The 13,707-nt window shown below is 70.3% G+C and carries 11 protein-coding genes; 1 reads left to right on the top strand and 10 read right to left on the bottom strand.

Annotated features, from left to right (window positions below; translation table 11 throughout):
• Positions 1 to 37: 37 nt before the first annotated feature.
• The 10 genes from ABT084_RS23910 to ABT084_RS23955 all read right to left on the bottom strand — a co-directional run bounded on the left by ABT084_RS23910 (position 38) and on the right by ABT084_RS23955 (position 12,708).
• The gene (locus tag ABT084_RS23910) at positions 38 to 1,525 is read right to left on the bottom strand and encodes an AlkA N-terminal domain-containing protein (RefSeq protein WP_351047431.1); all 1,488 of its coding nucleotides are present in this window, start codon (positions 1,523 to 1,525) and stop codon (positions 38 to 40) included.
• Positions 1,526 to 1,661: 136 nt separating this feature from the next.
• Positions 1,662 to 2,552, bottom strand: coding sequence for a CDP-diacylglycerol--serine O-phosphatidyltransferase (pssA, locus tag ABT084_RS23915; RefSeq protein WP_443065369.1), 891 nt, complete (start codon positions 2,550 to 2,552; stop codon positions 1,662 to 1,664).
• Positions 2,539 to 3,195: a phosphatidylserine decarboxylase gene (locus ABT084_RS23920; protein WP_351047433.1), complete on the bottom strand. Its 657-nt coding sequence runs from the start codon at positions 3,193 to 3,195 to the stop codon at positions 2,539 to 2,541. Before ABT084_RS23920 ends, pssA begins: the two co-directional genes overlap by 14 nt.
• A 187-nt stretch (positions 3,196 to 3,382) precedes the next feature.
• Complete coding sequence (locus ABT084_RS23925; RefSeq protein WP_351047435.1) at positions 3,383 to 4,588, bottom strand: acyl-CoA dehydrogenase family protein; 1,206 nt, start codon at positions 4,586 to 4,588, stop codon at positions 3,383 to 3,385.
• 4 nt (positions 4,589 to 4,592) lie between these two features.
• Positions 4,593 to 5,105: a MaoC family dehydratase gene (locus ABT084_RS23930; protein WP_053681718.1), complete on the bottom strand. Its 513-nt coding sequence runs from the start codon at positions 5,103 to 5,105 to the stop codon at positions 4,593 to 4,595.
• A gap of 5 nt (positions 5,106 to 5,110) precedes the next feature.
• A complete protein-coding gene (locus tag ABT084_RS23935; RefSeq protein ID WP_266903377.1) occupies positions 5,111 to 6,085 on the bottom strand; it encodes an HpcH/HpaI aldolase/citrate lyase family protein in 975 nt (324 codons plus the stop codon).
• A complete protein-coding gene (locus ABT084_RS23940) occupies positions 6,082 to 8,151 on the bottom strand; it encodes an ethylmalonyl-CoA mutase (RefSeq protein WP_351047440.1) in 2,070 nt (689 codons plus the stop codon). The genes ABT084_RS23935 and ABT084_RS23940 overlap by 4 nt, the downstream gene beginning before the upstream one ends.
• 29 nt (positions 8,152 to 8,180) lie before the next feature.
• Positions 8,181 to 9,518, bottom strand: coding sequence for a crotonyl-CoA carboxylase/reductase (gene ccrA / locus ABT084_RS23945; RefSeq protein WP_351047443.1), 1,338 nt, complete (start codon positions 9,516 to 9,518; stop codon positions 8,181 to 8,183).
• A gap of 387 nt (positions 9,519 to 9,905) precedes the next feature.
• Positions 9,906 to 10,715, bottom strand: a complete 810-nt coding sequence (locus ABT084_RS23950) for a TetR family transcriptional regulator (RefSeq protein WP_351047446.1) — start codon at positions 10,713 to 10,715, stop codon at positions 9,906 to 9,908.
• Between the two features lie 175 nt (positions 10,716 to 10,890).
• Positions 10,891 to 12,708 carry a 3-hydroxyacyl-CoA dehydrogenase family protein gene (locus tag ABT084_RS23955; RefSeq protein ID WP_351047449.1) on the bottom strand — a complete coding sequence of 606 codons (1,818 nt, stop codon included), beginning with the start codon at positions 12,706 to 12,708 and terminating at the stop codon, positions 10,891 to 10,893.
• Positions 12,709 to 13,058: 350 nt separating this feature from the next.
• Between ABT084_RS23955 and ABT084_RS23960 the strand changes: the two genes are divergently transcribed.
• Positions 13,059 to 13,616, top strand: coding sequence for a HEAT repeat domain-containing protein (locus tag ABT084_RS23960; protein WP_351047451.1), 558 nt, complete (start codon positions 13,059 to 13,061; stop codon positions 13,614 to 13,616).
• The last annotated feature ends 91 nt before the right edge of the window (positions 13,617 to 13,707 follow it).

Here is a 13,707-nt window from a genome sequence, read left to right on the forward strand (position 1 = left end):
GCCTGCGGTGCGTGCGGTGCGGGTGTCGCCGTGCGGGTCAGCCCGGCAGGTGGTTGATCGGGTGGTCGTCGGTGGCCCACAGGTACTGGACGGCGTACGCCCGCCAGGGCCGCCAGGCCGCCGCCCGGGCGGTCAGCGCGGCCGGGGTGGACGGCAGCCCGAGCTCCCGCGCCGCCCGCCGCACCCCGAGGTCCGAGGGCAGGAACGCGTCCGGGTCGCCCAGCGCCCGCATCGCGATCACCTCGGTGGTCCAGGGCCCGAAACCGGGCAGCGCGCCGAGCTGCGCCCGCGCCGCGTCCCAGTCGCTGTCGATGCCGAGCGGCAGCGACCCGTCGGCGAGGGCGCCGACCAGGGTCGTCAGGGTCGTGCGCCTGCTGCGGGGCAGCGCGAGGGCCTCGGGGTCCAGCGCGGCCAGTGCCTCGGCGGAGGGGAACAGGTGGGTCAGGCCGCCCGCCGGATCCGGGTCGGTGACCGGCTCGCCGTACGCCGTCACCAGCCGGGCCGCGTGGGTGCGCGCGGCCGCCGTGGACACCTGCTGGCCCAGCACCGCCCGTACGGCGAACTCCGCCGCGTCGACGGTACGCGGCACCCGGCGCCCGGGAGCCTTGTCCACCAGCGGCGCGAGCAGCGGGTCGAGCCGCAGCTGCTCGTCCACGGCCTCGGGATCGGCGTCCAGGTCCAGCAGCCGCCGGCACCGGCTGATCGCGATCGTCAGGTCCCGCAGGTCGGTCAGGGCCAGCTGGCAGGCGATGTGGTCCGGCCGCGGGCTCAGGGCCACCACACCGGTGCCGAACGGCAGCCGCAGGGTCCGCCGGAAGGCCCCGTCGCGCCACTCCTCGACCCCGGGCACGGCGGTCGCCGCCAGGTGCCCGAAGAGGTTGTCGGGGTTGAGCGGGGCGCGGAACGGCAGCCGCAGCGAGAGCGAGCCGGGCACGCGGGGCTGCGCGGCCCCCCGGTGGGCCTTCTCGGCCCGCACACGCAGCTCGCTGGGGGAGAGGGCGAAGACCTCGCGCACGGTGTCGTTGAACGTCCGGATGGAGGAGAAACCGGCGGCGAAGGCCACGTCGCCCATGGGCAGCTCGGAGGTCTCCACCAGCAGCCGCGCGGTCTGCGCGCGCTGGGCCCGGGCCAGGGCCAGCGGACCGGCCCCCAGCTCGGCGTTCAGCTGCCGCTCCACCTGGCGCGTGGAGTAGCCGAGGCGGGAGGCGAGCCCGGGGACCCCCTCGCGGTCGACCACCCCGTCCTGGATGAGCCGCATGGCCCGGGCGACGGCGTCGGCGCGGGCGTTCCACTCCGGGGAGCCGGGGCTGGTGTCGGGGCGGCAGCGCTTGCAGGCCCGGTAGCCGGCCTGCTGGCAGGCGGCGGCGCTGGGCAGGAAGGTCATGTTCGCGACCTTGGGCGGCACCGCCGGGCAGCTGGGGCGGCAGTAGATCCCGGTCGTCCTGACGGCGGTGAAGAACCATCCGTCGAAGCGGGCGTCCTTCGACTGGACGGCCCGCACGCAGCGCTCGGTGTCGGTGTGCATGCCTCAAGGATCGGACATCGACGGGGGCCGGGCTGGCGGTTTTCCGACATGGACCTAAGGCGCACGCGAAGGGCCCCGGTCGCCTTGTCGGCGGCCCGGGGCCCTTCGTACGTACGGGTGAGCGGTGCGCTACCGGTTACGGCAGCTGGCCGGCCCGCGCCTCGCGCCGGTTGTGGCGGAAGGTGTTGGCCCGCCGGGTGGTCGCGAACAGCGGGATGGTCGCCGCGAGGGCGATCTGCAGCGCGCAGCCGGTCTGGAGCAGGAGCTGACCGCCCGGGGCGTCGAACGCCCAGGCCGCCAGCAGCCCCATCGCGCCGACGATCCAGCTGAGCATCGCCACCGCGAGGACGCCCCGCGGCTTGGGGTACTCGACCCGGCTCACCATCAGCCAGGCCACCCCGATGATCGCCATCGTGGTCGGGATGAAGGGCAGCTCCAGCAGCACGATCGAGACGACCGTGAGCGCGCCGAAGGGGCTCGGCATGCCCTGGAACATGCCGTCCTTCATCGTCACGCAGCTGAATCTCGCCAGTCTGAGCACGACGGCGAGCAGCACGACGATCGCGGCCAGGGCGGACACCCGCTGGTGCGCGTCGTCGGCGACCATGCCGTAGACGAGCACGAAGTACGCGGGGGCCAGCCCGAAGCTGATCAGGTCGGACAGGTTGTCCAGCTCCGCGCCCATGGGCGAGCTGCGCAGCTTGCGCGCCACCAGGCCGTCGCAGAGGTCGAAGACCGCGGCGAGCAGCATCAGTATCACGGCGGTCGCGGCGCTGTGACGCGCCATCCCCGACTCGTCACTGCCGGTGAGGTGCGGGATGAGGATGCCGGTGGTGGTGAAGTACACCGCCATGAATCCGCAGGTCGCGTTGCCGAGGGTGAGGGTGTCCGCTATCGACAGCCGCAGCGAGAGGGGCATCTCCTCGCCGTCGGTCTCCTCCTCGGCGACGGGCACCCAGTCGGACCGGCCGGGGCCGGTCTTCTGGTCCGCCCGGCTCGCCGGTGATTCGGGATCAGTCACGGTCAATTCGAGTCACCCCCGCGGTGGTGGTCTGTCCGACCTCGACCGCGACCTCGACACCCTCGGGAAGGTAGATGTCGACGCGCGATCCGAAGCGGATCAGGCCGATGCGCTCGCCCTGCTCCACCTTGGTGCCGGCCGGCAGGTAGGGAACGATGCGACGGGCGACCGCTCCCGCGATCTGCACCATCTCGATGTCGCCGAGCTCGGTGTCGAAGTGCCAGACGACGCGCTCGTTGTTCTCGCTCTCCTTGTTGAACGCCGGAACGAATCCACCGGGGATGTGCTCCACGGACGTCACCGTGCCCGCGAGGGGCGCGCGGTTGACATGGACGTTCAGCGGGCTCATGAAGATCGCGACCCGGGTGCGCCCGTCCTTCCACGGCATGATGCTCTGCACCACTCCGTCGGCGGGCGAGATGACGCGGCCCTGGGCGATCTCTCGCTCGGGGTCGCGGAAGAACCACAGCATGCCCGCCGCCAGCGCAGTGGTGGGCACGGCCACGGCCGCCCAGCGCCCGGACTTGCGGGCCCGGGCGAGGCTGAGGGCTGCGGTGGCGACGGTCGGCAGAAGCCACGGCGATGCTCCGCGCGCGAGGCGTCCACCGAGGAGGCCGACGCGAGGTGCAGAGGTTTGGCTGTGGGGCATGGATGACCTTCGTAGCGGGTGATTGCCGCGCCGCAAACTGGGGGACGGGACGGCGGCTTTACTGGAATGCTATCGGTTGCACGCAACAACTGGGCAAGCCAGAAGCCGAGTCGATGTCCGTCGGCCAGTGACTGGATGTGACCTTTTCGTCGAAATGATTCGGACATTTCGTGACGGAGAGGTACTTTCAGCCCTGCAGTCGGTACTCCTCGAGCAGGCGTCGCCCAATGATCATTTTTTGGATCTCGGCGGTACCCTCGCCGATCAGCAGCATCGGGGCCTCCCGGTAGAGGCGCTCGATCTCGTACTCCTTCGAGAAGCCGTAGCCGCCGTGGATGCGGAAGGCGTCCTCGACCACCTCCTTGCAGTACTCGGAGGCGAGGTACTTCGCCATCCCTGCTTCGAGGTCGTTTCGTTCCCCGGAGTCCTTTTTGCGTGCTGCATTGACCATCATGGCATGGGCGGCCTCGACCTTGGTAGCCATCTCGGCCAGCTTGAACTGGATCGCCTGGTGCTCGGCGATGGCCTTTCCGAAAGTGTGACGTTGCTGGGCATACGAGACACCCAGCTCGAACGCACGCTGAGCGACGCCGCAGCCACGTGCCGCCACGTTGACACGGCCGACCTCGACCCCGTCCATCATTTGGTAAAACCCTCGGCCGGTTGTCCCGCCGAGTACCCGATTGGCCGGAATGCGCAGTCCGTCCATGATCATCTCGGTCGTGTCGACACCCTTGTAGCCCATCTTGTCGATCTTGCCCGGGATCGTCAGGCCCGGACGGACCTCACCGAACCCGGCGTCCTTCTCGATCAGGAAGGTCGTCATCGACTTGTGGGGAGCGGTGCCCTCGGGGTGGCCTTCGTCACTCCGCACGAGGACGGCGACCAGTGTCGAGGTGCCGCCGTTCGTGAGCCACATCTTCTGGCCGTTCAGGACGTACTCGTCGCCGTCCTTCACCGCCTTGGACGTGATGGCCGACACGTCGGAGCCCAGGCCCGGCTCGGACATCGAGAACGCGCCGCGGATCTCGCCCGCCGCCATCCGCGGGAGGAAGTGGTCCTTCTGCTCCTGCGTGCCGTGCTGCTTGATCATGTACGCCACGATGAAGTGGGTGTTGATGATGCCCGAGACGGACATCCAGCCCCGCGCGATCTCCTCCACGCACAGCGCGTAGGTGAGCAGGGACTCACCCAGGCCGCCGTACTCCTCCGGGATCATCAGGCCGAAGAGGCCGAGTTCCTTGAGACCGTCCACGATCTGCTGCGGGTACTCGTCGCGGTGTTCCAGCTGGGTCGCGACCGGGATGATCTCCTTGTCGACGAACTCCCGGACGGTCTTGAGGATCTCCCGCTGGACGTCGTTGAGGCCGGCGGTCTGGGCAAGTCGGGTCATGGTGCTACTTCCCCTGTTCCTTCAGCGTGGGGCGGCCGGGCTGTTCGCCGCCGCGCTCCTTGATGTACGTCTCGGTCGGAACCATCACCTTGCGCCGGAAGACGCAGACGAGGGTGCCGTCCTGCTTGTAGCCCTTGGTCTCGACGTAGACGATGCCGCGGTCGTTCTTGGACTTCGACGGGGTCTTGTCCAGGACCGTGGTCTCGCCGTAGATCGTGTCGCCGTGGAAGGTGGGCGCCACGTGCCGCAGCGACTCGATCTCCAGGTTGGCGATGGCCTTCCCGGAGACGTCCGGCACCGACATGCCCAGCAGCAGCGAGTAGATGTAGTTGCCCACGACCACGTTCTTGCCGAAGTCGGTGGTGTTCTCCGCGTAGTTGCTGTCCATGTGGAGCGGGTGGTGGTTCATGGTCAGCAGGCAGAAGAGATGGTCGTCGTACTCGGTGACCGTCTTTCCGGGCCAGTGCTTGTAGACCGCGCCGATCTCGAACTCTTCGTAGGTGCGTCCGAACTGCATGCTGCTCAGGCCTCCGGGATCTCGAACTTGGTGGTGCGCTGCATGCCGGCGGCGCGGCCCTTGCCCGAGATGACCAGGGCCATCTTGCGGCTGGCCTCGTCGATCATCTCGTCGCCGAGCATCGCGGAGCCCTTCTTGCCGCCGGCCTCCGAGGTGCACCAGTCGTAGGCGTCCAGGATCAGTTCGGCGTGGTCGTAGTCCTCCTGCGAGGGGGAGAAGACCTCGTTCGCGGCGTCGACCTGGCCGGGGTGCAGCACCCACTTGCCGTCGAAGCCGAGGGCCGCGGCGCGGCCCGCGACCTCGCGGTAGCCGTCCACGTTCTTGATCTGGAGGAAGGGGCCGTCGATCGCCTGGAGGTCGTGCATGCGGGCCGCCATCAGGATCCGCATCAGGATGTAGTGGTAGGCGTCCGCGCCGTACCCGGGCGGCTGCATGCCCACGACCAGCGACTTCATGTTGATCGAGGCCATGAAGTCGGCCGGGCCGAAGATGATGGTCTCCAGCCGCGGGGAGGCGGCGGCGATCGCGTCGACGTTCACCAGGCCCTTGGCGTTCTCGATCTGCGCCTCGATGCCGATCTTGCCGACCTCGAAGCCCATGGTCTTCTCGATCTGCGTCAGCAGCAGGTCGAGGGCCACCACCTGCTGGGCGTCCTGGACCTTCGGCAGCATGATGCAGTCGAGGTTCTGGCCCGCGCCCTCGACGACCGTGATCACATCGCGGTACGTCCAGTGCGTGGTCCAGTCGTTGACGCGCACGACCCGGGTCTTGCCGGTCCAGTCGCCGTTGTTCAGCGCGTCCACGATGGTGTGGCGGGCGCCTTCCTTGGCGAGCGGTGCGCAGGCGTCCTCCAGGTCGAGGAAGACCTGGTCGGCCGGCAGGCCCTGGGCCTTCTCCAGGAAGCGCGGGTTCGAACCCGGCACCGCGAGACAGGAGCGGCGCGGCCGCAGCCGGTTGACCGGGGAAGAGGGCGTGGTCATGCGGGGACCTCCGTGCTTGCGACGTTCTCTAGTGGGTGGAGCTTGTTCGCCGTGCGGATCTCGTCGACGATACGGCCGATGATCTCCGTGATGCCGAAGTCCTTGGGGGTGAAGACGGCGGCGACCCCGGCCGCCTTCAGGGTGACGGCATCGGCGTTCGGAATGATGCCTCCGACGATGACGGGGATGTCACCCGCCCCCGCCGCCCGGAGGCGTTCGAGCACGTCGGGGACCAGCGCGCAGTGCGAGCCGGACAGGATGGACAGTCCCACGCAGTGCACGTCCTCGGCCAGGGCGGCCGTGGAGATCTCCTCGGGAGTCAGCCGGATGCCCTGGTAGACCACCTCGAACCCGGCGTCGCGGGCCCGCACGGCGATCTGCTCGGCGCCGTTGGAGTGCCCGTCCAGGCCGGGCTTGCCGACCAGCAGCCGCAGCCGCCCGACGCCCAGGTCCTCGGCCGTCCGCGTCACCTTCGCGCGGACCTCGGCCATCGGCGTGCCCGGCTCGGCGGTGACGGCCACCGGGGCCGAGGAGACGCCGGTCGGTGCCCGGAACTCGCCGAACACCTCGCGCAGGGCCGTCGCCCACTCGCCGGTGGTGACACCGGCGCGGGCGCACTCCAAGGTGGCCTCCATCAGGTTCTCGGTGCCGGCCGCCGCCTCCTTGAGCCGGTCCAGGGCCTGCCGGGTGGTGGGGAAGACGAACGGATCGCCGTTGCCCTGCCGGTCGGAGGACTCCTCGCGCTCGGCGCGCCAGCGGCCGATGCGCTCGACGGTCAGCGCCTCGACCGCCCCGTCCACCGTCATGATCGCGCCGTCCAGGTCGGCGGTCAGCGGGTTCGGCTCGGTCTGCTGGAAGCAGTTGACGCCGACGATCTTGTCCTCGCCGTCCTCGATCCGGGCCCGCCGCTCGGCGTGCGAGGAGACCAGCTGGGACTTCAGGTAGCCGGACTCGACGGCGGCCATGGCCCCGCCCATCTCCTGGATCCGCTCGATCTCCGCCATGCATTCGGTGACCAGGGAGTCGACCTTGGCCTCGATGACGTGCGAGCCCGCGAAGATGTCCTCGTACTCCAGCAGGTCGCTCTCGAGCGCGAGCACCTGCTGGATCCGCAGCGACCACTGCTGGTCCCAGGGCCGGGGCAGGCCCAGCGCCTCGTTCCACGCCGGCAGCTGCACGGCGCGGGCGCGGGCGTCCTTGGAGAGGGTGACCGCCAGCATCTCCAGCACGATCCGCTGGACGTTGTTCTCCGGCTGCGCCTCGGTCAGGCCGAGGGAGTTGACCTGGACGCCGTACCGGAAGCGCCGCTGCTTCTCGTTCTCGATGCCGTAGCGCTCGCGGGTGACCCGGTCCCAGATCCGCCCGAAGGCGCGCATCTTGCACATCTCCTCGATGAAGCGGACGCCCGCGTTCACGAAGAAGGAGATACGGGCGACCACCTCGCCGAAACGTTCCGCCGGGACCTGGCCCGAATCGCGGACCGAGTCCAGCACGGCGATGGCCGTGGACATCGCGTACGAGATCTCCTGGACCGGAGTGGCCCCCGCCTCCTGCAGGTGATAGCTGCAGATGTTGATCGGGTTCCACTTCGGGATGTGGTTGACCGTGTACGCGATCATGTCCGTCGTCAGGCGGAGCGAGGGCCCGGGCGGGAAGACGTGCGTCCCGCGCGAGAGGTACTCCTTGACGATGTCGTTCTGGGTGGTGCCCTGGAGCTGCGCGATGTCCGCGCCCTGCTCCTCGGCGGCCACCTGGTAGAGCGCCAGCAGCCACATGGCGGTGGCGTTGATCGTCATCGAGGTGTTCATCTGCTCCAGGGGAATGTCCTGGAACAGCCGCCGCATGTCGCCGAGATGGGAGACGGGAACGCCGACCCGGCCGACCTCGCCGCGGGCGAGGACGTGGTCGGGGTCGTATCCGGTCTGCGTCGGCAGGTCGAAGGCGACCGACAGACCCGTCTGGCCCTTGGCGAGGTTGCGGCGGTACAGCTCGTTGGACGCCTCGGCCGTGGAGTGACCGGCGTACGTCCGCATGAGCCACGGCCGGTCCTTCTGGCGCTCTGTCATCTCAAGCGATCCTTAAGCCCTTTGGCGTCTCAGACGTCGCGGAAACGGTTGATGGCGTCGAGGTGCGTCGCGCGCATCTCGTGGTCGCGCACGCCCAGCCCCTCGGAGGGGGCCAGCGCGAGGACGCCGACCTTGCCCTGGTGCAGGTTGCGGTGGACGTCGTAGGCGGCCTGGCCGGTGTCCTCCAGGGAGTACACCTTCGACAGGGTGGGGTGGATCTTGCCCTTGGCGACCAGGCGGTTGGCCTCCCACGCCTCGCGGTAGTTCGCGAAGTGCGAGCCGATGATGCGCTTGAGCGACATCCACAGGTAGCGGTTGTCGTACTCGTGCATGTAGCCCGAGGTGGAGGCGCAGGTGGTGATCGTGCCGCCCTTGCGGGTGACGTAGACGCTGGCGCCGAAGGTCTCGCGGCCCGGGTGCTCGAAGACGATGTCGATGTCCTCGCCGCCGGTCAGCTCGCGGATGCGCTTGCCGAAGCGCTTCCACTCCCGGGGGTCCTGGGTGTGCTCGTCGCTCCAGAACTTGTAGCCCTCGGCGTTGCGGTCGATGATCGACGTCGCGCCCATCGACCGGCAGATCTCGGCCTTCTGCTCGCTGGAGACGACACAGATCGGGTTGGCGCCGCCGGCCAGGGCGAACTGCGTGGCGTAGGAGCCGAGTCCGCCGCTGGCGCCCCAGATCAGGACGTTGTCGCCCTGCTTCATGCCGGCGCCGTTGCGGGAGACCAGCTGGCGGTAGGCCGTGGAGTTGACCAGGCCGGGGGAGGCGGCCTCCTCCCAGCTGAGGTGGTCCGGCTTGGGCATCAGCTGGTTGGACTTGACGAGAGCGATCTCCGCCAGGCCGCCGAAGTTGGTCTCGAAGCCCCAGATCCGCTGCTCGGGGTCGAGCATCGTGTCGTTGTGGCCGTCCGAGGACTCCAGCTCGACCGAGAGGCAGTGCGCGACGACCTCGTCGCCCGGCTTCCAGGCGTTGACGCCCGGGCCGGTGCGCAGGACGACGCCCGCCAGGTCGGAACCGATGACGTGGTACGGCAGGTCGTGCCGCTTGGTCAGCTCCGAGAGGCGCCCGTAGCGCTCCAGGAAGCTGAAGGTGGACACCGGCTCGAAGATCGAGGTCCACACGGAGTTGTAGTTGACCGAGGAGGCCATGACGGCCACCAGGGCTTCGCCCGGGCCGAGTTCGGGCACCGGGACCTGGTCCAGGTGCAGGGACTTGCGCGGGTCCTTCTCGCGGGTGGTGAGCCCCGCGAACATTTCCGCCTCGTCCTTGTGCACGGTGATCGCGCGGTAGGACTCGGGGAGCGGCAGGGCCGCGAAGTCGGCGGCCGTCGCGGCCTGCGACTGGATCGCGTCCAGGATGTCCTTCACGGTGGTGCCTCCGGCTGGCGCTGAGGGAACGCTGAGGGAAATGTCGACGGTGGAACAAGAGCGGGCGGTGGTGCTGAGGGTGTGCCGTCGGTCCGGCGGGGGTGGTGCGTGGCGACGCGCGGGTGGCGCGGAGGGTGCCTGTGACGCAGGCGTCCGGGGCGCGCTCCCCGCCGTGGTGGGCGTGGATCGCGGGGACATCCGGACGAGATTCAACGTATGGCACCCCGTGTCACTCGACAAGGCACTGCGTGCCAAAAGTTTCTCTCATTTGCCGATTGACCTGCACGAATGAGCGATGATCGATCAGAGTTACCCACGAGTAGGGGCAAGGCGGACACAACGAAAGGGCCGCCCCCGGAACGGGAGCGGCCCTTGTGACAAGAGTTCCTACTTGTTGCGCAGCGCCTCTTCGATCGTCCTCATGACCTCGTCCAGCGGAGCGTCCGTACGGGCCACCGCGACCAGTACCTCGCCCTCGGTGCGGACCGCGGCCGGAGCCGGCGCCCCGGCCTGCGAGCGCCCCGCCCCGATCCCCGAGCCGAAGGTCTTGCGCACGATCGAGAAGGCGTGGTCCAGCTGCCCCTCCACGTCCCCCTGGCCGCCCGCCCGCAGCCAGCGCCGCAGCACGTGGTTGTGGGCGGTGACCACCGCGGACGCCGCGACCTCGGCGAGCAGCGGATCGTCATTGCCGGCGTGGTGGTCCTGCTCGTCGAAGTGGGCCAGCAGATAGCGCGTGAAGAGCCGCTCGTAGCGGGCCACCGAGGCGATCTCGCGCTCCCGCAGCGCCGGCACCTCGCGGGTCAGCCGGTAGCGCTCCACCGACACCGCCGGGGAGGCGGCGTACATCTTCATGACTTCCTTGATCCCGCGGCACACCGTGTCGAGCGGGTGCTCGTGCGCCGGGGCCACGTCCAGGACCGCCTCGGCCCGGGTCAGGGTGTCGTCGTGGTCCGGGAAGATCGCCTCTTCCTTGGACCGGAAGTGGCGGAAGAAGGTCCGCCGCGCGACCCCCGCCGTCGCCGCGATCTCGTCGACCGTGGTGGCCTCGTACCCCTTGGTCGCGAACAGCTCCATGGCCGCGGCGGCCAGCTCGCGGCGCATCTTGAGGCGCTGGGCGGCCGCCCGGGTACCCACGGCGCTCTCCGGGGCGTCGGAGGCCGAGGTGGCGCGGGAGGAGGACTTGGCGGGCTGGGACATAGAGCGAAAGTACTTCATTCGCGCAGGAGAGCGCTCCTGCGGGGGCAGGGACAGGGGTGGATGCGGGGGAGGGCCCGCACTGGGCTCGGTGGGTGTGTCCCGCCGTGAGGGTCCGGCAGTCCCGAGCAGCCCTCCCCACGCATCCGGCTCTGGTGCCCGCCGGGCGGGCCGTGGCTTACCGGCGGGCGTACTCACGGAAACCGCGGCCGGTCTTCCGGCCGAGGCAGCCCGCCGCGACCAGGTGCTCCAGCAGCGGGGAGGGGGCCAGCCCCGGGTCCCGGAACTCCTTGTGGAGGACCTTCTCGATCGCGAGCGAGACGTCGAGGCCGACCACGTCGAGCAGCTCGAAGGGCCCCATCGGGTACCCGCCGCCCAGCTTCATCGCGGCGTCGATCTCGTCCAGGCTCGCGTAGTGCTGCTCGACCATCTTGATCGCGTTGTTGAGGTACGGGAACAGCAGCGCGTTCACGATGAACCCCGCGCGGTCCCCGCAGTCCACCGGGTGCTTGCGCACCTTCACGCAGATCCCGCGGACCGTGGCGTGCACGTCGTCCGAGGTCAGGACCGTACGGACCACCTCGACGAGCTTCATCGCCGGAGCCGGGTTGAAGAAGTGCATGCCGATCACGTCCTGCGGACGCGAGGTCGCGCGGGCGATCGCGATCACCGGCAGGGAAGAGGTGGTCGTGGCGAGCACCGCGCCCGGCCGGCACACCTTGTCCAGGGCGGCGAACAGCTCCTGCTTGACCGCGAGGTCCTCGGCGACCGCCTCGACGGCCATGTCCACCTCGGCGAAGGCGTCCAGGGAACCGGCGGGGGAGATCCGCTCCAGGGTACGCGCGGCGGCCTCCGCGGTCAGCCGGCCCTTGTCCACCGCGCGGGCCAGGGACTTGCCGATCGCGGCCTTCGCCGCGTCCGCCTTGTCCTGGCTGCGCGCCGCCAGCACCACCGAGTAGCCCGCCTGCGCGAAGACCTGGGCGATGCCGCTCGCCATCGTGCCCGACCCGGCCACGCCGACCGTGGAGACCGGGCGGCTGGAGGCGATCACGGCCCCGTCCAGCGGGGTCTGCAGGTCGCGCACGATGACCGGGCTGCCCTGGGCCTCGTACGTGTAGAAGCCGCGCCCGGACTTGCGGCCGGTCAGCCCCGCCTCCGCGAGGTGGCCGAGGATCGGGGCCGGGGCGTGCAGCCGGTCGCCGGAGGAGGCGTACATGGCCTCCAGCACCGTCCGGGCGGTGTCGACGCCGATCAGGTCGAGCAGGGCCAGCGGGCCCATCGGCAGGCCGCAGCCCAGCTTCATCGCCGCGTCGATGTCCTCGCGGGAGGCGTACTTGGCCTCGTACATGGCGGCGGCCTGGTTCAGGTAGCCGAAGAGCAGCCCGTCCGCGACGAAACCGGGCCGGTCACCGACCGCCACCGGCTCCTTGCCCAGCTCGCGGGCGAGCGCCGTGACCGACTCGACGGCGCTCGGCGCGGTGAGCACGCAGGAGACGATCTCGACGAGCTTCATGGCCGGGGCCGGGTTGAAGAAGTGCAGGCCCAGCACCCGCTCGGGGCGCAGGGACTCGGCGGCGAGCCGGGTCACCGACAGCGCGTTGGTGCCGGTGGCGAGGATCGTGTCGGGGCGCACGACCCGGTCCAGCGCGGCGAAGACCTGCTGCTTCAGCTCGTAGGACTCCGGGACGACCTCGATCACGAGATCGGCGTCGGCCGCCGCGGACAGCTCGCCGAAGGTGCGGAAGCGGGAGAGGACGGCGTCGCGCTCCTGCTCGGTGAGCTGCTCACGGGTGACCGAGCGGGCGGTCGAGGCGGCCAGCGCGGCGGTGGCCCGCCGGGCGGCGCTCTCGTCGGTGTCGATGCCGATGACCTCGCGGCCGGCCCGGGCGAGGACCTCGGCGATACCGGTGCCCATGGTGCCGAGACCGACGACGGCGACCGTCTGCGGGGAGGAGCCGGGGGAGGGCGGGGTGGGCTGACTGGACTGACGGTCCATCGCGGGACTCCAGTGAAGAGTGACGACTGAGGGAGGGCGCGCGCAGCGCGCGCCGGAATGCCGTGCGGGGCGTGCCGCGGTACGGGCCTGGGCCCGGAGCGGGCGGATGCCGAGCAGGGCGGTGCCGTGCGGGGCGGAGAGCGGCGGACCCTGTCCCGGGGCCACGCCGTACGAACATCGGTACCCGAGCTGATCGGGGACCGGACCGACGGACACGGGGGCGGCTGCGTCACCAGGCCGCCCTCGTACGTGTTGAGAAGGACAGTAACCCGTCGGTAACCAGTTGGCCAGAGCACGGGAGATGTGACGTACACCGCTCGCCCGCGCCCCGGCCCACCTAGGGTGGGCGGGTGAACGTGCTGGAGCGGCTGCGGGCAGAGGCGGACCAAGCGCCGGAGTACGAAGCGCTGTTGGCGGCGCGGCCCGACGCGCTGGCCGATGCGCTGACCGCGGTAGGCCGCCCGCTGTGGGCCCGGGAGCTGGCGGCCTACCGCCTCGGGCTGGCCGGTGACCGGCGCGCCTTCGAGTCCCTGGTGCTGCTCCTCAACCACCGCGACCCGCCGCGCTGCGAGGCCGCCGCGCAGGCCCTGGCGGTACTGAACGACCCCCGGACCGCCCGCGCGGCGGCGGCCCTGGCCACCAACGAGCTGCGCACGGCCTACGCCCTGCACCCGGTCCGGCTCCTGGTGGCGCTGCGGGCCCCCGAGAGCGTCCCCACCCTGATCGCCACCCTTTCCCGGCTGCTGGGGCCGCACGATCCGTACGGGCGGGTGGCGCTCGCCTGCGTCGAGGGCCTGGGGGCGCTCGCGGACCCGCGCGCCCGGGAGGTGCTGACGCGGGCCCAGTCCCACCCGCGCCTCGCGGTGGCGGCGACCCGGGCCCTGCGGGAGCTGGACGCCCCCGCCTAGTAGTGCTTTGTTAGCTGCTCTTGTCACGGCGTGTGTCTGGTAGTTCGCTGGTTGTATGAGGGCTGGGGAGCTTGCTGCGGTTCGGGTCCGG

It is taken from the genome of Streptomyces sp. NPDC002138, from assembly GCF_040296485.1.
Lineage (GTDB): Bacteria > Actinomycetota > Actinomycetes > Streptomycetales > Streptomycetaceae > Streptomyces.

What these genes read in the sequence shown, in the direction of transcription:
- ABT084_RS23950 (WP_351047446.1), bottom strand. Translation starts at nt 10,715, where the DNA reads ATGTCCCAGCCCGCCAAGTCCTCCTCCCGCGCCACCTCGGCCTCCGAC.
- ABT084_RS23925 (WP_351047435.1), bottom strand. Translation starts at nt 4,588, where the DNA reads ATGACCCGACTTGCCCAGACCGCCGGCCTCAACGACGTCCAGCGGGAG.
- ABT084_RS23935 (WP_266903377.1), bottom strand. Translation starts at nt 6,085, where the DNA reads ATGACCACGCCCTCTTCCCCGGTCAACCGGCTGCGGCCGCGCCGCTCC.
- ABT084_RS23920 (WP_351047433.1), bottom strand. Translation starts at nt 3,195, where the DNA reads ATGCCCCACAGCCAAACCTCTGCACCTCGCGTCGGCCTCCTCGGTGGA.
- ABT084_RS23955 (WP_351047449.1), bottom strand. Translation starts at nt 12,708, where the DNA reads ATGGACCGTCAGTCCAGTCAGCCCACCCCGCCCTCCCCCGGCTCCTCC.
- ABT084_RS23940 (WP_351047440.1), bottom strand. Translation starts at nt 8,151, where the DNA reads ATGACAGAGCGCCAGAAGGACCGGCCGTGGCTCATGCGGACGTACGCC.
- ABT084_RS23930 (WP_053681718.1), bottom strand. Translation starts at nt 5,105, where the DNA reads ATGCAGTTCGGACGCACCTACGAAGAGTTCGAGATCGGCGCGGTCTAC.
- ABT084_RS23910 (WP_351047431.1), bottom strand. Translation starts at nt 1,525, where the DNA reads ATGCACACCGACACCGAGCGCTGCGTGCGGGCCGTCCAGTCGAAGGAC.